Consider the following 21,742-nt stretch of genomic DNA (forward strand, 5'->3'; position numbering starts at 1 on the left):
CTCCTACGGTAGAGGGTCGGTCGGTCGCGCCGGGGCTGCCCCCGGGCACGGTACGTCGCCGAGATCGCCGAACCTGCGGACCTCCGGCGCCAGCACGGCCATCGCCGTGGCCAGCCGGACCGGATCGAGGTCGCTCAGGGTGGTGCCGCGCCCGAGCCGCACGACGCCCCGGAAGGCGGCGGCGTCGCCGGGGTCGACCTGGGTGGCGAGGTAGGCGTCCAGCTCTTCCAGACCGGGAACCGGGGGAAGGGCGGGGACCGGACGGGCGGCGCGGCGGTGCACCGTCAAGCTGCTGGTGCGGCCCCAGAAGTGGTCGTCGCCCGACCAGTCCACCGCCACCACGTCGGCCCAGGGCACGAACTCCGGTGCGCGGAAGGGCAGGAGGCGGTGGAGCGTGATGCCCCGCTTGTCCACCCGGACGGCCTTGCGGCGACTGGAGCAGACCGCCGCGGTCCACAGCGCGAACGGGCTGAACACCAGCTCGATGTGGTCCAGGTCCGGGGGTTCCACGTGCGGGAGGAAGCCCACCCCGATCAGCAGGGCCGTGACCGCGAACCAGCTCGCTCCGGCACGTGTCCAGCCGTGCCGGACGACGTACGCCCCGGTGAAGCCCCCCATGGCCACCACGATGGCACACCTCCGCGCAGCTCGCCGCCGTCGTGCCGGTCCCGGTGCCGGTCCCGGTGCCGTGATCGGGTTGGGGGCGGGCGGCGGTCTCTGGGAGGGTGGGGGCGGCTGGTCGGCGGCTTGGGGGCGGGAGTCGGAGTTGGAACGCATTGGTGGGTACAGCGTGGTGCGGCGGCTCGGCGAGGGCGGCATGGGGGTGGTGTGGCTGGCCAGGTCGCGCGGCGGGCGGCTGGTGGCGGTGAAGGTGGCCCGGTCGGAGCTGGCGGCGGACGCGGTGTTCCGGGAGCGGTTCCGGGCGGAGGTGGCGGCGGCGCGCAGCGTCGGGGGGTTCCACACCGCGCAGGTGGTGGACGCGGACCCGGACGCGGAGGCGCCGTGGCTGGCGACCGCGTACGTACCGGGGCCGACGCTCGCGCGGCTGGTGGCGGAGCAGGGGCCGATGGACGAGGCGCGGCTGCGCGGGCTGGGGGCGGCGCTCGCCGAGGCGTTGCAGGCGATCCACCGCTGCGGGCTGGTGCACCGGGACCTGAAGCCGGCGAACATCGTGATGGCCGAGGACGGGCCGCGGGTGCTGGACTTCGGCATCGCGCGGGCGGTGGAGAACACCCGGCTGACGGTGACGGGCACGGCCTTCGGCACCCCCGGGTTCCTCGCGCCCGAGCAGGCGGAGGGGCGCGAAGTCGGTCCTGCCGCCGATGTGTTCGCGCTCGGCGCGGTACTGGTCGCGGCCGCGGGCGGCTCCGCGTTCGGCGGCGGCACCCCGGTCGCGCTGATGTACCGCTCGGTGCACCACGAGGCCGATCTCAGCGCGGTGCCCGAGCGGTTGCGGCCGATCGTGGCGGCCTGCCTGGACAAGGAGCCGGCGCGCAGGCCGGATACGGACCGGCTGCTGGACTGGCTCGACCCGGTGGACCCCTCGGACCCGGCGGACGTGGCTGACGTGGCTGACGCGGCGGACCCGGCTGACGTGGCGCCGGGCGTGGCCGTCACGGACGCACGTACGGGTACCGGTACGGGTCCGGCCCCGGTCGCCGCCGCCGTATCCCTCCCGCCGGTTCCCCCGATGCCCGGCTACGCCCCCGCGCCTCCCGTGCCCTCCGCCCCGCTGCCGCCCTCGCCGTACGCCCCGCCCTCGCCGTACGCCCCCGCGGCCGGCTACGGCTATGCCGCACCGCCGCCGTTCCCCGCCGCCGTGCCCATGCCCCTCGCGGCTCCCGGCACCGGGTACGCCGGGCCGCCCGTGGACCAAGTCCCGCCCGACGCGCCCGAGTTCCTCGCCATGGACCGTAAGAACGCGGTCGTCGCCGACGCCGACGGCATCTCCCTCGGGGTCAACGGCCGTGTCGCGGAGTTCCCTTGGCCGGCGATCCACACCGCCTGGTGCGAACGGGCCACCGGGCGTGGCCATGTGCTGCTGGTGGCGGTGGCGCTGAACGACGGAAGCATCCACTCCTGCGAGGTCGGTACCCGTGACCCGGCCGAACTCACCGCGTGGCTGGCCCACTTCACGGCGCTGATGGCGTACTACGAGCCGGAGGACTGACCCGGCTGCTGCGGCACCCCGGACGCGTCGCCCGCGGCACCCGGCGCCGCGCCGCCGCCTCCTTCGACCGTACCGACCGTCCCCGTCGGCCCAACCGCGGTGGCCGGCAGGGCAGTCGGAGCCGTCACGGCCTCGACGGCCGCGGCCCCGACCGCCGCTGCCGCCGCGCCCGCCGCCGCCACGCCCGCACCCGCCGCCACCACCGTCGACACCGGTGCGGGCCCGTTCGGTCCGCTCGGTCCGCTCGGTCCGTTCGGTCCGGCCGGCGCCTCCGTCGCGTCCCGCCGCTGGAACGACCTGCGCAGCGCCCCCGGCAGCATCGCCGCGACCAGCCCCGACGCCGCCATCCCGAGCAGCCCCACGACGACCGCGATCTTCGTCCACAGCGACACCTGCGGCAGCACGAACACCGCGATGTCCAGGCCGAAGGAGGCCGCGCTGACCACGGTGAGCGCGGCGGCGACCCGGTTGAGCCGGGTGTCGAGGGCCTCGGCCCGCTCCGAGGCGGCGGCCAGCAGCGAACTGCTCACGTAGCCGAGGAGTTTGTCGGCGCGCTCCTGCGTGTCATCGAGGCCGATGGTCTGCCGCGCGGCCAGGTAGCTCGCGCGGTGCGCCTGGGAGGACTCCACGCGGTAGCTGTCGAGGTGGTGGAAGTCGGCCCACAGGCCGTCGAGGAAGCGGCGGAAGGCGTGCACGCCGGTGTTGGCGGGGTGCGCGTGCGCCAGGTCGCCGAGCACCCAGCGGCCGGCGATGAGCGCCCCGGCGAGCAGGGACTGCTGCGCGACCGCGATGTCGGTCGGCTCGGTCATCGTCAGCAGCTCGGCCAGCGCGGTGTCCGGGTCGCGGTCCCAGGCGTAGGTGTACGGCAGCAGGATGCGGCAGTCCGGGCCCGAAGAGACCGCGGGCACGCGGGAGTCCGGCTGCCATGGCGGGTCCTGGCCGACGAAGTGCGCGTTGTAGCGGGCCGATCGGCGGTCGATCGGTGAACTCGGGCCGGCCACCGCCAGGTCGGGGCGCAGCGCGATGCTGCGGAGCAGCCCGCTGCTGACGGCGGCGGACAGCACGGCGGACAGGATCGGCGCGTCGGTCTCGCGCAGGACCCGGTTGATGTCGGCGTCCAGGGCGTCGAGTTCGAGCAGGTCCAACGCGCGCAGGTCCTGCTCGTGGCGCAGCGCGTAGACCACCAGGATGGTGCCGGCGGCCAGGACGCGGGCGTGGCAGGCGACGACCTCCACCCCGGGCAGCGCGATGGCCGGTCGGATCATGCCGGTCATGTCCAACTCGACGGTGATGTCGGGGTTGTAGGCGAGGGAGCGCAGGCTGCCGAGGACCGGCTGTAACTCGCCGTGGCCGGGCACGGTGAAGGCGTCGAGCGAGGTGGTCGGGGTGCGGTGGTGCAACGGGTAGGCGCGGCACTGGAGATGGAGTACCCCGGTGCTCACGCGACCGCTCCGGACGGCCCTGCCGCGCCGATCGCTCCCCGCGTGCCCGGGGTGCCCCAGGACACGGCCACGTACTCCGGGATGAGGGCGGACTCGGGCACCACCACCCGGTCCAGGTAACGCCGTTGCAGATCCTCCGGGCCCTGGTCGTCCAGGGGCGCGCCCAGCAGCGCGGCCAGCTCGGCGTGCGTGTGGTGGCTCGCCTCCTCCGGGACGGACCTGCTGCGGAACCAGGCGCGCTGCTCGGCCAGCACCACGCTGCCCGAGGCCGCCGCCGGCCAGTAGCTCACCGCGGTGACGGCGGTCGTGCCGAACTCCGCGCCGAGCGTCACCACCGCACGCGCGTCGGCGGGCGGCAGGTAGAAGACGACGCCCTCGACGACGTACGCGACCGGCCGACCGGCCGCGACCGCCCGCACCTGCTCCGCCACCGCGGCGCGGTCCGCGGGCACGGCCAGGTCGGCACCGATGTGCCGCACGTCGCGCACCGGCAGCGTCCCGTCGGCGGTCAGCTCGGCCGCGCGCAGCCGCTTCGCCTCGGCCATGTGCGGCAGGTCCACCTCGACCGCGACCGGGAAGCGCAGCAGCCAGGGGTACGACGAGAAGCCCGCGCCGCACACCACCAGCACCGTGTCCGGGTCGGCCCGCAGCGCCTCGGCGAGGGTGTCCGCGATGAACCGGCCGCGGAGCGAGACCACCAGGTCGTCGTGCGGGTAGACGGCGTCGGCGAACTCCTGCCACAGCGCCTTGACGCCCGGCCGTTCCCCCTCGGGAATCCACGCGGCCGCCGGCCCGTCCTGGGCGAGGTCGGGCCGGCGGGCCCGCGACTCGTTGACGAGATATGCCGTCAGTCCGACTCCACCCTGCATCGTGTGACCTGCCCCCGTTCGTGACGTGACGTCATCATGGCTGTCAGCCAGTCGACTTCGTACCTTCGTACCATCGCGGGGTGGGGCGGCCGCAAGGGGGCGCCGGTACGCCGGTACGCCGGTAAGCGCCCGCGCCGGTACGCCGATACGCCGGTAGGCGGCCGCGCCGGTACGCCCGCGTACGTGCGCGGCCCGTCCCCGCCCCTGCCTCCCCCCGTCCACCGGCTGGTGCACCCCTGCCCCGCTTTACTCCACCGTCACCGGATTCTCAGAGTTTTCACAGAAACGGATTAAGGCTCCTCTCATAGCCGGTGCACAGGGTGTCCCGTATGCCTTCCACTTCATCGGCGGCCACCCGCTCCACCCACCCCGCCGCCCCCGCGACCCACACCGCCCCCGCGTCCGCCCCGGCCGGCGACCTCGCCCGCCCGGACGGCTCCCCGGTCCGCGTCCTCGTGGTGGACGACGAGGCCCCGCTCGCCGACCTGCTCTCGATGGCCCTGCGCTACGAGGGCTGGCAGGTCCGTACCGAGGGTGACGGCGCGAGCGCGCTGCGTTCCGCCCGTGAGAACCGCCCCGACGCGGTGGTGCTCGACGTGATGCTCCCGGACATGGACGGGCTCGAAGTGCTCGCCCGGCTGCGCCGCCAGACCCCCGACGTGCCCGTGCTCTTCCTCACCGCGAAGGACGCGGTCGAGGACCGGATCGCCGGGCTCACCGCCGGCGGCGACGACTACGTGACCAAGCCGTTCAGCCTGGAGGAGGTCGTCGCCCGCCTGCGCGGACTGCTGCGCCGCTCCGGCGCCGCCGCCATCCGCAACGAGTCCGTGCTCGCCGTCGGCGACCTCGTCCTGAACGAGGACAGCCACGAGGTCAGCCGCGGCGGCGACAACATCCACCTCACGGCGACCGAGTTCGAGCTGCTCCGCTACCTCATGCGCAACCCGCGCCGGGTGCTGAGCAAGGCGCAGATCCTGGACCGGGTCTGGTCGTACGACTTCGGCGGTCAGGCCAACGTCGTCGAGCTGTACATCTCCTACCTGCGCCGCAAGATCGACGCCGGCCGCTCGCCGATGATCCACACCCGGCGCGGCGCCGGCTACCTCATCAAGCCGGGCGAACCGGTGTGACCCGCCCCGCACCGACCGCACCCCACGCGGACGGCCCGGCCCCGCAGGCCGGACCGGGCCCCGGCGCGGGGCCTGGCACGGGCCACGGCGCGACCCCCGGCACCGGCTCGACCCGCGCCCCCGGTGCGACGGCGCCCCCCCGCCCGCGCGGCCGGCCGCACCGCGGGCGCTGGGCGCCGGGCCGCTGGTCCCTGCGCCGCCGCCTGGTCGCCTCCTGCGTCGCGCTGGTCGCGGTGGTCTGCGCGGTGATCGGCGCGGTCACGATATTCGCGCTGCACGACTTCCTGTACGGGCAGCTGGACGCCAAGGTGCACGACACGGCGGTGCGCGCCGACGGCCCGCGCCCCGACCAGGCCACCCCCGGCCAGAGCGCCCCCGGCGACCGGGGCGCGCTGGGGCCGACCGGCCACGGCAGGGCCACCGACATGCCCCGCAGCATCCCCTTCGTCTTCCTCGCCGGCGGTGGCCAGCCGGGCGAGACGGTCGCCGCGACCGTCAGCTCCACCGGCACCGTCACCGAGGCCGCGGTCAGCGCCACCAGCCCCAGCACCGGCCAGCTCGTCGCCGACGACCTCACCGCGAAGCAGGCCGCGGCCTTCGCCGGCGTGCCGCACGACGGCAAGCCGCACAACGTGACCGTCCCCGGCCTCGGGGACTACCGGGTCGAGTCGGCCGCGCCCGCCGACGACGGCAGCACCATCCTGGTCGGCCTGAGCACCGCGGGCACCGAGGACACCCTGTCCACCCTCCTGTGGGTGGAGGTCTCGGTCGCCGCCGCCGGGCTCGTCGCGGCCGGGCTGGCCGGCGCCGCGCTGATGCGGATCGCCCTGCAACCCCTGCGCCGGGTCGCCGCCACGGCCACCCGGGTCGCCGAACTGCCGCTGCACCGCGGTGAGGTGGCCCCGCTGAGCCGGGTGCCGGAGTCGGACACCGACCCGCGCACCGAGTTCGGCCAGGTCGGCGCCGCCCTCAACCGGATGCTCGGGCACGTCGGTTCCGCGCTGCACGCCCGCCAGGAGAGCGAGACCCGGGTCCGGCGCTTCGTCGCCGACGCCAGCCACGAACTGCGCACCCCGCTCGCCTCCATCCGCGGCTACGCCGAGCTGACCCGCCGCGGCCAGGAGCCGGTCGGGCCCGACACCCGGCACGCGCTCGGCCGGATCGAGTCCGAGGCGGCCCGGATGACCACGCTCGTCGAGGACCTGCTGCTGCTGGCCCGGCTCGACGCGGGCCGCCCGGTCGACCGGACCGAGACCGACCTGTCCCCGCTGGTGGTGGACGCGGTCAGCGACGCCCGCGCGGCCGGCCGCGACCACGACTGGCGGCTGGAACTGCCCGACGAGCCCGCGACCGTGCACGGCGACGCGCCGCGCCTTCAGCAGGTGCTCACCAACCTCCTCGCCAACGCCCGCACCCACACCCCGCCCGGCACGACCATCACCGCGCGGGTGCTGCGCCGCCCGTCCGACGTCGTGCTCCAGGTCCAGGACGACGGCCCCGGCATCCCGCCCGAACTGCGCCGGCACGTCTTCGAGCGGTTCGCCCGCGGCGACGCCTCCCGCTCCCGCTCGGCGGGCAGCACGGGACTGGGCCTGGCCATCGTGCACTCGGTGGTCGCCGCGCACGGCGGCACCGTGGAGGTCGCGTCCGTCCCGGGCCGTACGGTCTTCACCGTCATGCTGCCCGCCACCGAGGTGCCCGCGAAAGGCGAAGCGCCGGGAGTGGGCGGGCCGGAAGCGGGCGGGCCGGGTTCAGGTGCGCCGGGATCAGCTGTACCCGGTACGGCCGCACCCGGTCCGGCCGTGTCCGCGCCCCCCGCAGCGGCCGCGCGGGGTGCCGTCGGGCCGCCCGCCCGCGCCTCACGGGTGACGCATGGCACGCACATCCCACCCGCACCAACAGACTCATAGGTGCTGCTCAGCCTCGACACATCACCATGACAGGACCGTTGTCGAGGCTCGTGGCATGCGAACCACTCTCGGCAATCTGCCCGCCCGTCGGCACCTGCCGGTCACGGCCGCAGTACATCCGTCCGACGCCGCGACCCACCCGACCACCGGCGCACCACGCGTGCCCCCTGTGCCCGTCGCGCCCGTGCTCGACGTCGTCGTCCCCGTCTACAACGAGGAGGCCGGCCTCGGCCCCGGCGTGCGCCGGCTGCACGCGCACCTCGTCGACACGTTCCCGTACCCGTTCCGGATCACCATCGCCGACAACGCCAGCACCGACCGGACCCCCGCGATCGCCGCGCGGCTCGCCGCCGAGCTGCCCGAGGTCGAGTCGTTCCGGCTGGAGCAGAAGGGGCGCGGGCTGGCGCTGCGCACCGTGTGGACCGCCTCGGACGCGCCGGTGCTGGCGTACATGGACGTGGACCTGTCCACCGACCTCAACGCCCTGCTGCCGCTGGTCGCCCCGCTGATCTCCGGCCACTCCGACCTCGCGATCGGCTCGCGCCTCGCGCAGTCCTCGCGGGTGGTGCGCGGCGCCAAGCGGGAGTTCATCTCCCGTACCTACAACCTGATCCTGCGTGGCTCGCTCGCCGCGCACTTCTCCGACGCGCAGTGCGGCTTCAAGGCGATCCGCGCGGACGTCGCGCAGCGCCTGCTGCCGATGGTGGAGGACGCCGGCTGGTTCTTCGACACGGAGATGCTGGTGCTCGCCGAACGCGCCGGGCTGCGCATCCACGAGGTGCCGGTGGACTGGATCGACGACCCGAACAGCAGCGTGGACCTGGTGCGGACCGCCACCGCCGACCTGCGCGGCGTCTGGCGGGTCGGCCGGGCGCTGGCCACCGGGCGGCTCGCGCTCGACCGGCTGCGCAGGCCGTTCGGGGAGGACCCGCGCGACCGCGAACTGCCTGGCGTGCCGCCCGGGTTGGCCCGCCAGCTGGTCGGGTTCTGCGCGATCGGCGTGCTGAGCACGGTCGTCTACCTCGCGCTGTACTTCCTCTTCCGCGGCGCGATGGACTCCCAACTCGCCAACGCGCTGGCCCTGTTGCTGTCCGCGCTCGGCAACACCGCCGCCAACCGGCGGCTCACCTTCGGGGTGCGCGGCCCGGCCCGGGCGGTCCGCCACCAGGCCCAGGGGCTGGTGGTGTTCGCCATCGGCCTCGCGCTGACCAGCGGTTCGCTCGCCGCCCTGCACACCGCGGCGCCGCACCCCGCGCACCGCACCGAACTCGCCGTCCTGGTCGCGGCGAACCTCGCCGCCACGGTGCTGCGCTTCCTGCTCTTCCGCGCCTGGCTCTTCCCCGACCGCACCGACCAGTACGGCCGCGACGCCGGCACCGCCCCCGAGAGCCGTGCCGTCGTGGCCGCCCCCGGCGACCACGAGGGACGAGCCGACCGTACCGACCGTACCGACCGTGCCGACCCTGCCGGCCAGGCGGACTTCGACGACTTCGACGACCGCGACGACCACGACCTGAGGAGCGCCCGATGACCTCCCCGAGCGACGCACACGCGCTGGACGGCGTGGCCGGCCTGCCCGGCCCCGCACCCGGTCCTGTCGCCGCCCCCGGCGGCCCGCCCCACGCCATCGACGGCCCCCCGGCCGACGGTCAGGCCGCCGACAGTTCGGTCACCGCGCGGTCGGCCCGCTCCACCCGGCGCCTGCTGCACCGCACTTGGCGCGGCCGCCCGGAGGACCCGACCTGGGCCCGCCCGGCCTTCCTCGCCCTGCTGGCTGCCACCCTGGTGCTCTACCTCTACGACCTGGGCGCCTCCGGATACGCCAACTCCTTCTACTCCGCCGCCGTCCAGGCGGGCAGCCAGAGCTGGAAGGCGTTCTTCTTCGGCTCCTCCGACGCGGCGAACTCGATCACCGTCGACAAGCCCCCCGCCGCGCTGTGGCCGATGGGCCTGTCGGTACGGCTGTTCGGCCTCGGCTCGTGGCAGATCCTCGTGCCCGAGGCGCTGATGGGCGTGGCCACCGTCGGCGTCCTGTATGCGGCGGTACGGCGGCGGTTCGGGCCGGGCGCGGGCCTGACCGCGGGCGCGGTGCTCGCGCTCACCCCGGTCGCCGCGCTGATGTTCCGCTTCAACAACCCTGACGCGCTGCTGGCGTTGCTCATGGTCACGGCGATCTACCTCGTGCTGCGCGCCATCGAGGACGCCCGTACCAAGTGGCTGCTGCTGGCCGGCGCCGTCTTCGGTTTCGCGTTCCTCACCAAGACCCTCCAGGCGTGGCTGATCCTGCCGCCGCTCGCCGTGGTCTACGCGGTCTGCGCGCCCACCCCGCTGCGCCGCCGCCTGCTCCAACTGCTGTACGCCGGCGGTGTGATGGTGCTCGCGGGCGGCTGGTGGGTGGCGATCGTCGAGCTGTGGCCGAAGTCCTCGCGGCCGTACATCGGCGGCTCCCAGGACAACAGCTTCCTGTCGCTGACCTTCGGGTACAACGGCTTCGGCCGGATCACCGGCGACGAGACCGGCAGTGTCGGCGGCGGCGGGGGAGGCGGCGTCGGCAACGGCGGCGGCATGTGGGGCGCGACCGGGATCGGCCGGCTCTTCAACTCCGAGATGGGCGGGCAGATCTCCTGGCTGCTGCCGGCCGCGTTCGTGATGCTGATCGCGGGGGTGTGGATCACCCGGAAGGCCCGCCGCACCTCGGCGACCCGGGCGGCGTTCCTGGTCTGGGGCGGCGCGCTGCTGATGACCTTCGCGACGTTCAGCTACATGTCCGGCATCTTCCACCAGTACTACAACATCGCGCTCGCGCCGTACATCGCGGCGCTGGTCGGGATGGGCGCCTCCCTGCTGTGGCAGCGGCGGACCCACATCGCGGCCGCCTCGGTCCTGGCGGTCACGGTCGCGGGCACGTCCGTGTGGGCGTACACCCTGCTGCACCGCAGCCCCGACTGGCACCCGTGGCTGCGTACCGCGCTGGTCGTGGCCGGAGCGGTGGCCGCGCTGGCGCTGCTCGCGGGCGCGCTCCCGGGGATGGCCACCGCGCGGGCCGGCGCCCGGCTGACGGTGCTGTCGGCCGTGGTCGGTATCGCCGCGGTCCTGGGCGGACCGGTGGCGTACACCCTCGACACCGTGAGCACCGGGCACCAGGGGTCCATCGTGACCGCGGGGCCCTCCGTGCAGGGCGGCATGGGCGGGTTCCCCGGCGGGGGCGGCGGCCGTGGCGGCATGGGCCGGATGGGCGGCACCCCGCCGACCGGCACGTTCCCCGGCGGCGGTACGGGCGGTACGGGCGGTATGGGCGGAACCGGCGGGTTCGGCCAGGGCCAGGCGCCCGGTCAGGGTCAGGGCCAGGGCGGGCAGGGCCAGGCGCCCGGCCAGGGCGGGTCCCAGGGCCAGTTGCCCGGGCAGGGCACGAACGGCTTCCCGGGCGGCACCACCGGTGAGTCCCGCTTCGGCGGCGGGAACGGCCGGGGCGGCGCAGGCGGCATGGGCGGCCTGCTCGACGGCGCCCAGGTCAGCTCCGCCGTGAAGTCCCTGCTGCTGAAGAACGCCGGCGACTACACCTGGGTCGCGGCCGCCATCGGCTCGCAGAACCAGGCGAGCTACCAACTGGCCACCCAGAAGCCGGTGATGTCCATCGGCGGCTTCAACGGCTCCGACCCGTCACCCACCCTCGCCCAGTTCGAGAAGTACGTGGCCCAGGGCCGTATCCACTACTTCATCGGCGGCGGCGGCATGGGCGGCGGCTCGATGGGCGGCAGCAACGCGTCCTCCGCCATCAGCTCGTGGGTCGAGTCCCACTTCACCGCCAAGACCGTGGGCAGCACGACCGTCTACGACCTCACGGCGCCGAAGTAGGACGCCCGCAAGCCCGAGCCCGCGGACCGGTCCAGCCGGTCCGCGGGCTCGCTGGTGTTCGCGCGCGTGTTCGTGCGCGTCCTCGTCCTCGTCCTCAGGCGAGGCGGGCCGGGAAGCCACCGGTCGCGATCGGCCCCCACCGCTCGGGGGTGACGCGGATGATGGACTTGCCCTGCCGGACCATGGCCTCGCGGTACTCCGCCCAGTCGGGGTGCTCGCCGGAGATGTTCCGGAAGTACTCCACCAGGGGTTCCACGGACTCGGGGATGTCCAGTACTTCGGCGCTGCCGTCGACCTGGACCCACGCGTCGCCGAAGGAGTCGGACAGCACGATCACGCTGACTCGCGGGTCGCGCTTGACGTTGCGGGCCTTGGCCCGCTCGGGGTAGGTCGAGATCACGATCCGCCCGGAGTCGTCCACCCCGCAGGTGAGTGGCGAACCCTGCGGGCGGCCGTCCGCGCGGGTGGTGAGCAGGATGGCGTGGTGCCGCGGCCGGATGAACTCCAGCAGTTCGTCGAGGCCGACTTTGGTGGTGGTGGCGATGTTGGGAGCCATGACGGCACCTTACGTCGCCGCGCGGTGCGGTCCGTGAAGGAAGTGCGGGTCCCGGCGGCGGCCTCGGCCGTCCCCTGCTCCGGTCGCCGCCGGAACCCTGACCCGTGTCGTGCGTACCGGACCTCTCCGCTGCGGGTGCGGGCCGTACGACCGGGAGTTGTCGCCCCTGCCGGGGCGCTGTGCTGTGCGCTACCTGCTCGGTTACCCCGCCTGGCCGTCGCCCACCCGCGCCGGGGCCTCGGCGGTCTTCACGGCCTGCTGCAACCCGCTGCGGTCGCGCAGTGCCACCTCCTTGACGAAGACCACCAGCAGGAAGGCGATCAGCGCGAACGGGGCCGCGTACAGGAAGACGTCGCCGACGCCGTGGCCGTAGGCGCCCTCCACCACGCCGCGCACCGGCGCGGGCAGCTTGTCGACGTCGGGGATGCCGCCGGAGCCGTCGGCCCCAGTGGCCTTGATGTGCAGCGCGGCCAGGCCGGTGGAGGTGAAGTGGGTGACCCGGTTGCCGAGCACCGCGCCGAGCGCGGTGACGCCGATCGCGCCGCCCAGCGAGCGGAAGAAGGTGACCAGCGAACTGGCCGAGCCGAGGTCGGCCGCCGTCACCTGGTTCTGCACGGCGAGCACCAGGTTCTGCATCATCATGCCGATGCCCAGGCCCAGCAGCGCCATGTAGAGCGCCACTTCGGGATACGCGGTGTCGTGGCGGATCGTGCCGAGCAGGGCGCAGCCCGCGGTGACCAGCAGGCCGCCGGCGACCAGGAAGACCTTCCAGCGGCCGGTGCGGGTGATGATCCGGCCGCTGACCATCGAGGCCACGAACAGCCCGCCGATCAGCGGGATGGTCATCAGCCCGGACACGGTCGGGGTCTTGCCGCGGGCGAGTTGGAAGTACTGGCTGAGGAACACCGTGCCCGCGAACATCGCCACGCCGACGAAGAGGCTGGCGAAGGAGGTGAGGGTGATCGTCGCGCTGCGGAACAGCCGCAGCGGCACGATCGGCTGGGCGGCCCGGGTCTCGACGAAGATGAAGACCAGGCCGAGCAGCAGCGCGAGCGGCACCATCACATAGGTCTGGGTGGACATCCACGGGTAGTTCTGGCCGCCCAGCGAGACCCACACCATCAGCAGCGACACGGCGGCGGTGATGAAGAAGGCGCCCGCCCAGTCGATCCGTACCTGCCGCTTGACCACCGGCAGGTGCAGCGTCTTCTGCAGGACCACCAGCGCGATGATCGCGAACGGCACCCCGACGTAGAAGCACCAGCGCCAGCCCAGCGCGGAGTCGACGATCACCCCGCCGACCAGCGGTCCGCCGACGGTGGCGACCGCGAAGGTGGCGCCGAGGTAGCCGCTGTACCGGCCGCGCTGCCGGGGCGAGATCATCGCCGCCATGATCACCTGGGTGAGCGCGGACAGCCCGCCCGCGCCGATGCCCTGCACCAGCCGGCAGGCGATCAGCATGCCCGGGCTGTTCGACAGCCCCGCGACCATCGACCCGGTCACGTAGATCACCAGCGCGAGCTGGATCAGCAGCTTCTTGCTGAACAGGTCGGAGAGCTTGCCCCAGATCGGCGTGGTCGCGGTGACCGCGAGCAGCGAGGCGGTGACCACCCAGGTGTACGCGCTCTGGCCGCCGCCGATGTCGGAGAGGATGCGCGGCAGGGCGTTGGAGACGATCGTCGACGACAGGATCGCCACGAACAGGCCGATCAGCAGACCGGACAGCGCCTCCATGATCTGGCGGTGCGACATGGGTGCGGACGTCTCGGCGGTCGGGGTGGGTGTCGCCATCGGCTCGGTTCGCCAGCCTTCCTCTTGGTTGCCTGAAGCAACCATAGGAGGAAATGGTTGTATGACACAAGTGCTGTGGGCCGACTGAGAGCAAGGTCACGACAGAGCAATCGCCCGCCCCCGTGGCGGGAGCGGGCGAACGCTGGTGCGGGAAGGGCGCGCGGGAAGGTGTGCGGGAAGAGGAGGCGCGCGGGAAGGGGTGCCTGGAGCGGCCGCCGTCAGAGGGTGGTCAGGACGACGTGGTGGTCAGGACAGCACAGTGGTCAGGACGACGTGGCGGTCAGGACGCCGCGGCGGTCAGCGCCGCCACCTCCGCGTCGGTGAGCTTCAGCTCGGCCACGGCGGTCAGCGCCGGCACCTGCTCGGCCGTACGCGCGCTGGCGATCGGCGCGACCACCGTCGGCTGCGCGGCCAGCCAGGCCAGCGCGACCGTGCCGACCTCGGCGTCGTGGGCGGCGGCGATCTCGTCCAGCGCGGCCAGCACCTTCGGGCCGCTCTCCGTGTCGAGGAAGCCCGCGGCGCGCTCGGCGCGGGCGCTGTAGACCTCGGTGGCGCCCGAGCGGTACTTGCCGGTGAGGAAGCCGGAGGCGAGCCCGTAGTAAGGGGCGGTGGACAGGCCGCGGGCCGCCACCAGGTCGGCCAGCGGGCCCTCGAACTCGTCGCGCTCGACCAGGTTGTACTTGGGCTGGATGATTTCGTACCGCGCCAGGCCCTCGCGCTCGGAGAAGTCCAGCGAGGCGGCCAGCCGCTCGGCCGAGATGTTGGAGGCGCCGATCGCCCGGACCTTGCCCTCCCGCACGAGGGCGTCCAGCGCGGTGATGATCTCCTCGACCGGCACCTCGGGGTCGTCGCGGTGCGTGTAGTAGAGGTCGATGTGGTCGACGCCGAGCCGGCGCAGCGACGCCTCGGCGCCCCGCTTGATGGTGTCGGCCCGCAGCCCCTTGAAGTCCTGGTGGCTGCCGACCTTCGTGGCGATCACCACGTCGTCGCGGCGGCCGCGGCGGGCCAGCCACGCACCGATGATGGTCTCCGACTCGCCACCGGAGTTGCCCGGCACCCAGGCCGAGTACACGTCCGCGGTGTCGATGAAGTCGCCGCCGTGCGCGGTGTACGCGTCGAGGACGGCGAAGGACTGCGCCTCGTCGGCCGTCCAGCCGAAGACATTGCCGCCGAGGGACAGGGGGAAGACGTCGAGCGCCGAGTTGCCGATACGTGCCATGTGCTGATGCAACAGCCGGGGGGTGCGGGTTATTCCGCCGACACGCTAGGGTCAGGCGGCATGTCGAACTCCTCGCCCAACCCTGACAACAACTACGACCCGGCCGGCAGCACCCAGATGTTCCGCGCCTTCGTCGACGAGCAGCCGCCCGCCGTGCAGGTGCAGCGTGCCCAGGGCCGCAGCCGCGCGGGCCTGATCATCGGTGTGATCGTGGTCCTGGTGGTGATCGTGGGAGTGGTCGCACTCGCCATGAAGTAGCGGCGGGTCCGCCGGACATCCGGCGACCACTCCCCCCTCCTACGCCTCGCATCCTCTGGTCGGCGTTCCTCCTCGCTCCCTGCGCGGACGACCTCGTGCCTCGGTCGGCCACTCCGGGAGCTCGCTCGTCACGCCTCAGCGGTCAGTCCCACCCGCAGCTGAGCCAAAGTCCGGGTCAGCAGCCGGGAGACGTGCATCTGGGAGATCCCGACCTCCTCGCCGATCTGCGACTGCGTCATGTTCGCGAAGAACCGCAGCATGATGATCTGGCGTTCGCGCGGCGGCAGTTGGGCCAGCAGCGGCTTCAGCGACTCGCGGTACTCGACGCCTTCGAGGGCGCTGTCCTCGTATCCCAGCCGGTCGGCCAGGGTGCCCTCGCCGCCGTCGTCCTCGGGCGGCGGGGAGTCCAGCGAGCTGGCGGTGTAGGCGTTGCCGACCGCGAGCCCGTCGACCACGTCCTCCTCGGAGACGCCGAGGCAGCCGGCCAGTTCGGCGACGGTCGGCGAGCGGTCCAGCTTCTGGGACAGCTCGTCGCTCGCCTTGGTCAGCGCCAGCCGCAGCTCCTGCAACCGGCGCGGGACCCGCACCGACCAGGACGTGTCGCGGAAGAACCGCTTCACCTCGCCGACGATGGTGGGCATCGCGAAGGTCGGGAACTCCACCCCGCGCTCGCAGTCGAACCGGTCGATCGCCTTGATCAGGCCGATCGTGCCGACCTGGACGATGTCCTCCATCGGTTCGTTGCGGCTGCGGAACCGGGCGGCGGCGTACCGCACCAACGGGAGGTTCAGCTCGATGAGCGTGTCACGGACGTAGGTGCGGTCCGGACTGTCGACCGGTAGCTCCGCCAGCCGCAGGAAGAGCGAACGGGACAGCGTGCGGGTGTCGATGGCATCGCTGCGCACCGTGTCGTGCACAGCGTCATGCGGTACGTCAGCGTCGGTTGCGTCGGTACGAAGCACCTTGGGACTGCCCAACTGTACGGACATGCCACCCCCTTGAGGTCGCGGACGGGCGTCGCGAGCGACGGTTGTTCCTCCACTGGAATACCGGAGGTCCGGCCGTCACAAACGCGCTATCCGCAGAATGTCACATGTCGGCAACACGCTGTAGCGTCATGTCGACTTATCTGTGCAGGTGGCTTAATCCCGTTGGGTTACGCTTCGAGCTGGTTTGCGGACCGCAGTCGGGCGAAGCTGCGGGAGAGCAGACGGGACACGTGCATCTGCGAAACCCCCAGCTCCGCACTGATCTGCGACTGCGTCAGGTTGCTGAAGTAGCGCAGCAGCAGGATGCGCCGTTCGCGTTCGGGGAGTTGCACCAGCAGATGCCGGACCAGGTCGCGGTGCTCGACGCCGTTGAGCGCCGGGTCCTCGTAGCCGAGCCGGTCCAGCAGCCCGGGGGCGCCGTCGCCCTCCTGGGCGGCCTCCAGCGAGGTGGCGTGATAGGCGCGGCCCGCCTCCAGGCAGGCCAGCACCTCCTCCTCGGACAGCCGAAGCCGCTCGGCGATCTCCGCGGTGGTCGGGGAGCGGCCGTGCAGCACCGTCAGGTCCTCGATGGCGCCGCTGACCTGCACCCACAGCTCGTGCAGCCGGCGCGGGACATGCACGGTGCGCACGTTGTCGCGGAAGTAGCGCTTGATCTCGCCGACCACGGTGGGCATCGCGAAGGTCGGGAACTGCACCCCGCGCTCCGGGTCGAACCGGTCGATCGCGTTGATCAGGCCGATCGTGCCGACCTGGACCACGTCCTCCATGGGCTCGTTGCGGCTGCGGAAGCGGGCGGCGGCGTACCGCACCAGCGGCAGGTTCACCTCGATCAGCGCGGCCCGCACCCTGCTGTGCTCGGGCGTGCCCGGCTCCAGGTCGACGATCTGCTCGAAGAGCACCTGGGTCAGCGCCCGCGCGTCGGCCGCGTTGCTGTTCGGCGTCCGCGTCCTGGCACGCGGATACGTCGTCGCTGACGTTGACGCCGTTCGGGCCGACACCGGCACACCACACCCCTTATCGGTCCACTCCAGCCTGCTGCGACTGCAGCATCCGGCGAACATCCGTCAAAACGTCGGGCAAAGCGGTCATAGCATCACAATTCATGTGTGCTTTGTGCAAGCACCGCATATTGCCGTGTTGTACGAACGGGCCGCGCGTGGACCGGCACGGCGAAGCCCCCCACCGTGGACGGCGAGGGGCTGCTGCGAATGGGTGTGCGATCAGATCTCGTAGTCGGCGACGACCCAGGTGGCGAAGCTCGACCATGGCGCGACCGCCGCCTTGTGCGCGGGGTGTTCGAGATAGCGCACCAGCGCGTCGGGGTCCGGGACGGAGGAGTTGATCGCGAAGTCGTAGGCGATCGGCCGGTCCGACACGTTCCAGCCGCACTCCCAGGAGGCCACCTCGGGTATCCGGTCGCCGAGTTCGGCGAACCCGCGAGCTCCCGCGGCCACCCTCTCCTCGTCCCGGCTGACGCCCTCGTTCAGCTTGAACAGCACCAGATGACGGATCATCGCCACTCCTCGCCTTGCCCCACGGCCGTCAGTTGGCCAGGTCGTGCATGAACTGCCCGATGCTCTTGGCAGCGTTCGAAATCCCGACGAACCCTACCTGCACGAGGTCGGCCGCCCGAGCCGGCTGGTCGATGATCGTATAGAGCACGAAGATCACCAGCACGATGGTGGCGATCTTCCTCGCCTGCGCCATGCTCCTTGGCCTCCCCAGCAGCGACTCGGCACCAGCGGTCACACGTGTGCAATCGCCGAATTCTATCCGCCGTACGGAGTAACCAGACGAGCGGACAGCATCATCATCCGCAAAAACGATGATGATTGCGAGGCTTTGACGGCCGAGCGGACGGGAGGGCCCGCGATGGCCGGACCCGCGGGAGCGGGGACCGGGGGAGAACGCGCGGGGCGGGGGCGTGGCGCTCACCAGGGCCGCGCGGTGCGGTGCGGTGGCCGCGCCGGGGCTTTTGCCGGAAGGCCGTCAGGTCGGCATGCGAGCCGTGGCGTTGGGCCTGCTGGGCCCCGGCCCCGACGTGGACGACGTGGTGCAGGGCGCGGCTGGGGCGGAGCGGCCACTTCGGGCACCTGGGGGAACACGGCGAACGGGACCGCCCCCACAGGGGAGGCGGTCCCGTTCGTCCAGCTCATGGCGGTAGCGGTGGGATTTGAACCCACGGAGGAGTTGCCCCCTCACACGCTTTCGAGGCGTGCTCCTTAGGCCGCTCGGACACGCTACCGAGAGAGAGCTTAGCCCACGGGGAGCCGTGGTCAGAAATCGTTTGGGCGGAAGAAGCGGGTGAGGAGGTTCGCGCTCGGGGTGGGCAGCACCTCGGCGATCACCTCGGGGCGGTGGTTGAGGCGGCGGTCGCGGACCAGGTCCCACAGGGAACCGGCCGCGCCCGCCTTGGGATCGGGGGCGCCGTAGACCACCCGCTCCAGCCGGGCCAGCACGATGGCGCCCGCGCACATGGTGCACGGCTCCAAGGTCACCACCAGGGTGCAGTCGGTCAGCCGCCACCGGCCCAGCGCGGCCGCCGCGCGGCGGACGGCGAGCACCTCGGCGTGGGCGGTCGGATCGCCGGTCGCCTCGCGCTCGTTGTGCGCACGGGACAGCACCGAGCCGTCGGGGGCCAGCACGACCGCGCCCACCGGTACGTCACCGGTGAGCGGGGCGTGCTCGGCCTCCGCCAGGGCGATCCGCATGGCGGGCGCCCAGGGGTCGCGCAGGACGTCGGGTTCGGCGCCGGTGTCGGTCAGCGGACGGCCTCCAGCACGTCGGCCGCCCCCAGCGCGTCGGCGATCTCGCCCAGGGCCTCGCCGGTCAGGGCGCCGTCCCCGCTCAACGCGAGCAGTTCGGTGGCGCTCATGCCCAGGTCGGCCAGCAGGTCGGTCTCGCCGAGCGGGCCGGTCGGCACATGGTCCTCGGAGGAGCCGACCACGGCGTCCTCGTCGGTGTCGTCGGTGTCGCCGTCCTCGGTGCCGTCGAGGTCGACAAGGTCGTCGAGGTCGTCCGCGTTCTCCGGGTCGCGGCCCAGCACCTCGTCGGTGAGCAGGATCTCTCCGTACGAGCTGCGGGCAGCGGCCGCCGCGTCTGACACATAGATTCTGGGGTCCTCTTCACCGTCGACGCGGATGACGCCGAACCAGGCGTCCTCCTGCTCGATGAAGACCAGAACCGTTTCCTCCTCGTCGCCGGCCGTACGAGCCAGGTCGCTCAGGTCGGCGAGGGTTTCCACATCGTCGAGATCGGGTTCGCTCGCTTGCCAACCGTCCTCGGTGCGCGCGAGCAGTGCGGCGAAGTACACCGTGACTCTCCCACAGGTCTCAGGCCGTCCGGACCGGGTGGGCCCACTTGCGGTTCATGAGGGTTCATGACGGTCCCACCCACTCGGCATCGTGGCAGAAACAAGGGCGTCGCGAAGGGTCTTCGACACCGCGACGTGCCAGGACTTGGTCACTTCTCGGGAAAAACGCGATCTTGGCGGACCCCCGACCGGCCGCAGCGGTCACCCGACCGCTTCACATGGTGACGTTGCGCACATCGAGCCGGCGGGCGCGGGGCGCCTCGGCGGACGCCCGCGGACCACCCTCGGGCCACGCGCGGATCACCAGCGGAAGGTGCGCATCCGCATCTGCTGGCGCATCCGCGCCGCCCGGGCCCGCCGGGGCTGGACCCGGTCGCGCAGCTCCTTCGCCTCGTCCAGCTCGCGCAGGAACGCGGCCCGCTTGTGGCGCCGTTCCCGCTCCCGTTCGTGCTGGGCCTGCGAAACGGTCCGCTCACCGCGTGCGCCGCCGCTGCCGCGGCCCGTCGTGTCCGGCATGGGTGCCACCGTCCCCGCGTCTGTGTCGCGATTCCTCGGGAACCTTCCCCCGAAGGTATGGTTTACCCGTGCCCGCGCACAGAGGGCGAGGGTGAGGAAGGCGGGGCGCCGGGCGGAGGGCGCCGGATACAGTCCTCCCATGCGTCTCCATGTTGTCGACCATCCGCTGGTCGCGCACAAGCTCACCGCGCTGCGCGACGAGCGCACCGACTCGCCCACCTTCCGCCGGCTCGCCGACGAACTCGTCACCCTCCTCGCTTACGAGGCGACCCGTGACGTGCGCACCGAACAGGTCGACATCGTCACTCCGGTCGCGCCCACCACCGGGGTGCGGCTGTCCCACCCCCGGCCCCTGGTGGTGCCGATCCTGCGCGCGGGGCTCGGCATGCTCGACGGCATGGTCCGGCTGCTGCCCACCGCGGAGGTCGGCTTCCTCGGCATGGTCCGCGACGAGGACACCCTCCAGGCCCAGACGTACGCCACCCGCCTGCCCGAGGACCTGTCCGGCCGTCAGGCGTACGTGGTCGACCCGATGCTGGCCACCGGCGGCACCCTGGTCGCCGCGATACGGCTGCTGATCGAGCGCGGGGCCGACGACGTCACCGCCCTCTGCCTGCTCGCCGCCCCCGAGGGCGTCGAACTGATGGAGCGTGAACTCGCGGGCAAGCCCGTCACCGTGGTCACCGCCGCGGTCGACGCGCGGCTCAACGACCAAGGGTTCATCGTCCCCGGCCTCGGCGACGCGGGCGACCGCCTCTACGGCACGATCGGCTAGCCGCCGCGGCCGAGCGGGCCCTCCCGGGTGCCCCTGTCCTGCCGGTTCAGGGACCACCTGCCGGTAGGGGGCTGGTCGCGCCGTGCCGTCGTGGTGCCGGTCTGCTCCCGGCCGCAGGCCGGTGGCGCGCCCCTGGATCTTGCCCGGGTGCTCCCGGGGCAAGCACGAGCAGCACATACTCAGGGACGCGGGGAACTCCCCCAGAGGGCATGCCCCCAGCGACCAGCCCCGGACCGCGAGGTCCCGCGAACGGCAGGACGGGGCAGCCGGGTGGATCTGCTCAGTTCTTGGGGCTGCACGTCGGCTTGGGCGCCGGCGGATTCGCCGCGACAACCCGCGCCTCCGCCGCCTGCGTGGGCGTCGCCAGCTTCGCGAAGGCGTTGCCGATGAGCACGTCGACCGTCGCCCCCTTCCGCTTGGGGTCGATCTTCACGGCGGAGCCGACCATCTGCGTACCCGCCTCGCGGGCGGCGGCCTCCCCGGCCGGCCCGGAGATGATCAGCGCGGACTGCGTGATCTTCGCGTTGTACTCGTCGGGCGCGTTGCCGAACTTCGCCACCTTGAAGCCGCGGCCGGCGAGCTGGTCCGCGGTGGACTTCGCGAGCCCGCCGCGCGTGGTCGCGTTGAGGACGTTCATCGTCACCTGCGTCGGCTTCGGCAGGGCGATCGGCTTGCCGGTGGCCACCGGAGCGGGTGCGGGCGAGCAGGACGGATGGCTGGGCGCGGCGTTCGCCTTGGCGTCCTTGCTGTCGCCGCTGAAGACATGGAAGAGCTGCAGGGCCCCCCAGCTGAAGAGGCCGAGTACGACAACCGCGGCGATCAGGGCGGCCACGAATCGGCCGCGCCGCCTGGGCGGACGCATACGCGGATACGAGTTACCCGTTACCCGGTACTTCCCGCCCATCCCGGAGGGGGTCAGCATGCTCATGAGCGCAGCGTAAGCGGATTG

Annotated in this window: 21 protein-coding genes and 1 tRNA gene; 7 read left to right on the forward strand and 15 right to left on the reverse strand. The window is 72.8% G+C overall.

Annotated features, from left to right (window positions below; all coding sequences use genetic code 11):
* Positions 1–3: 3 nt before the first annotated feature.
* Complete coding sequence (locus tag OG896_RS19715) at positions 4–627, reverse strand: hypothetical protein (RefSeq protein WP_329367205.1); 624 nt, start codon at positions 625–627, stop codon at positions 4–6.
* Between the two features lie 139 nt (positions 628–766).
* Between OG896_RS19715 and OG896_RS19720 the strand changes: the two genes are divergently transcribed.
* A complete protein-coding gene (locus OG896_RS19720) occupies positions 767–2,170 on the forward strand; it encodes a serine/threonine-protein kinase (protein ID WP_329367207.1) in 1,404 nt (467 codons plus the stop codon).
* Here the strand turns inward: OG896_RS19720 and OG896_RS19725 are convergent.
* Positions 2,152–3,612 (reverse strand): hypothetical protein, encoded by a 1,461-nt coding sequence (locus OG896_RS19725; protein WP_329367209.1) that lies wholly within the window; start codon positions 3,610–3,612, stop codon positions 2,152–2,154. The genes OG896_RS19720 and OG896_RS19725 overlap by 19 nt on opposite strands.
* A complete protein-coding gene (locus tag OG896_RS19730) occupies positions 3,609–4,481 on the reverse strand; it encodes a class I SAM-dependent methyltransferase (protein WP_329367211.1) in 873 nt (290 codons plus the stop codon). The genes OG896_RS19725 and OG896_RS19730 overlap by 4 nt, the downstream gene beginning before the upstream one ends.
* A gap of 329 nt (positions 4,482–4,810) precedes the next feature.
* Between OG896_RS19730 and OG896_RS19735 the strand changes: the two genes are divergently transcribed.
* The 4 genes from OG896_RS19735 to OG896_RS19750 all read left to right on the forward strand — a co-directional run bounded on the left by OG896_RS19735 (position 4,811) and on the right by OG896_RS19750 (position 11,376).
* Positions 4,811–5,611 carry a response regulator transcription factor gene (locus OG896_RS19735; RefSeq protein WP_329367213.1) on the forward strand — a complete coding sequence of 267 codons (801 nt, stop codon included), beginning with the start codon at positions 4,811–4,813 and terminating at the stop codon, positions 5,609–5,611.
* Between the two features lie 191 nt (positions 5,612–5,802).
* Positions 5,803–7,521: a sensor histidine kinase gene (locus OG896_RS19740; RefSeq protein WP_329374148.1), complete on the forward strand. Its 1,719-nt coding sequence runs from the start codon at positions 5,803–5,805 to the stop codon at positions 7,519–7,521.
* A gap of 55 nt (positions 7,522–7,576) precedes the next feature.
* Positions 7,577–9,052, forward strand: a complete 1,476-nt coding sequence (locus OG896_RS19745) for a bifunctional glycosyltransferase family 2/GtrA family protein (RefSeq protein WP_329367215.1) — start codon at positions 7,577–7,579, stop codon at positions 9,050–9,052.
* Positions 9,049–11,376 (forward strand): ArnT family glycosyltransferase, encoded by a 2,328-nt coding sequence (locus tag OG896_RS19750; protein WP_329367217.1) that lies wholly within the window; start codon positions 9,049–9,051, stop codon positions 11,374–11,376. Before OG896_RS19745 ends, OG896_RS19750 begins: the two co-directional genes overlap by 4 nt.
* Before the next feature lie 94 nt (positions 11,377–11,470).
* Here the strand turns inward: OG896_RS19750 and OG896_RS19755 are convergent, their stop codons facing one another.
* The 3 genes from OG896_RS19755 to OG896_RS19765 form a co-directional block, all read right to left on the reverse strand.
* A complete protein-coding gene (locus tag OG896_RS19755; RefSeq protein ID WP_329367218.1) occupies positions 11,471–11,932 on the reverse strand; it encodes a PPOX class F420-dependent oxidoreductase in 462 nt (153 codons plus the stop codon).
* A gap of 201 nt (positions 11,933–12,133) precedes the next feature.
* Complete coding sequence (locus OG896_RS19760) at positions 12,134–13,723, reverse strand: MDR family MFS transporter (RefSeq protein WP_443057093.1); 1,590 nt, start codon at positions 13,721–13,723, stop codon at positions 12,134–12,136.
* A gap of 280 nt (positions 13,724–14,003) precedes the next feature.
* Entirely contained in the window at positions 14,004–14,942 is a 939-nt protein-coding gene (locus tag OG896_RS19765; protein WP_329367220.1) for an aldo/keto reductase, read from the reverse strand.
* 60 nt (positions 14,943–15,002) lie between these two features.
* Between OG896_RS19765 and OG896_RS19770 the strand changes: the two genes are divergently transcribed.
* Entirely contained in the window at positions 15,003–15,200 is a 198-nt protein-coding gene (locus OG896_RS19770; RefSeq protein ID WP_328466387.1) for a hypothetical protein, read from the forward strand.
* 128 nt (positions 15,201–15,328) lie between these two features.
* Here the strand turns inward: OG896_RS19770 and OG896_RS19775 are convergent, their stop codons facing one another.
* The 8 genes from OG896_RS19775 to OG896_RS19810 form a co-directional block, all read right to left on the reverse strand.
* Positions 15,329–16,189 (reverse strand): RNA polymerase sigma factor SigF, encoded by an 861-nt coding sequence (locus OG896_RS19775; protein ID WP_328466385.1) that lies wholly within the window; start codon positions 16,187–16,189, stop codon positions 15,329–15,331.
* Between the two features lie 167 nt (positions 16,190–16,356).
* Positions 16,357–17,193 carry an RNA polymerase sigma factor SigF gene (locus tag OG896_RS19780; RefSeq protein WP_329367224.1) on the reverse strand — a complete coding sequence of 279 codons (837 nt, stop codon included), beginning with the start codon at positions 17,191–17,193 and terminating at the stop codon, positions 16,357–16,359.
* A 216-nt stretch (positions 17,194–17,409) separates the two neighbouring features.
* Positions 17,410–17,703 (reverse strand): Dabb family protein, encoded by a 294-nt coding sequence (locus OG896_RS19785; RefSeq protein WP_329367225.1) that lies wholly within the window; start codon positions 17,701–17,703, stop codon positions 17,410–17,412.
* Positions 17,704–17,731: 28 nt separating this feature from the next.
* A complete protein-coding gene (locus OG896_RS19790) occupies positions 17,732–17,896 on the reverse strand; it encodes a hypothetical protein (protein WP_329367226.1) in 165 nt (54 codons plus the stop codon).
* Positions 17,897–18,344: 448 nt separating this feature from the next.
* Positions 18,345–18,434, reverse strand: a tRNA-Ser gene (locus OG896_RS19795).
* Positions 18,435–18,465: 31 nt separating this feature from the next.
* Positions 18,466–18,900 carry a nucleoside deaminase gene (locus OG896_RS19800; RefSeq protein ID WP_329367227.1) on the reverse strand — a complete coding sequence of 145 codons (435 nt, stop codon included), beginning with the start codon at positions 18,898–18,900 and terminating at the stop codon, positions 18,466–18,468.
* A gap of 50 nt (positions 18,901–18,950) precedes the next feature.
* Positions 18,951–19,502, reverse strand: a complete 552-nt coding sequence (locus OG896_RS19805; protein WP_329367229.1) for a tRNA adenosine deaminase-associated protein — start codon at positions 19,500–19,502, stop codon at positions 18,951–18,953.
* 300 nt (positions 19,503–19,802) lie between these two features.
* Entirely contained in the window at positions 19,803–20,018 is a 216-nt protein-coding gene (locus OG896_RS19810; protein ID WP_329367231.1) for a hypothetical protein, read from the reverse strand.
* A 139-nt stretch (positions 20,019–20,157) separates the two neighbouring features.
* On the opposite strand from OG896_RS19810, the gene upp reads away from it, so the two are divergent.
* On the forward strand, positions 20,158–20,793 hold the full coding sequence (upp, locus tag OG896_RS19815; RefSeq protein WP_329367233.1) for a uracil phosphoribosyltransferase: 636 nt from the start codon (positions 20,158–20,160) through the stop codon (positions 20,791–20,793).
* A gap of 280 nt (positions 20,794–21,073) precedes the next feature.
* On the opposite strand, the gene OG896_RS19820 is transcribed toward upp, so the two are convergent.
* Complete coding sequence (locus OG896_RS19820) at positions 21,074–21,721, reverse strand: LytR C-terminal domain-containing protein (RefSeq protein WP_329367234.1); 648 nt, start codon at positions 21,719–21,721, stop codon at positions 21,074–21,076.
* Positions 21,722–21,742: the final 21 nt, after the last annotated feature.

The organism is Streptomyces sp. NBC_00669, assembly GCF_036226785.1.
In the GTDB taxonomy this organism is placed as follows: domain Bacteria; phylum Actinomycetota; class Actinomycetes; order Streptomycetales; family Streptomycetaceae; genus Actinacidiphila.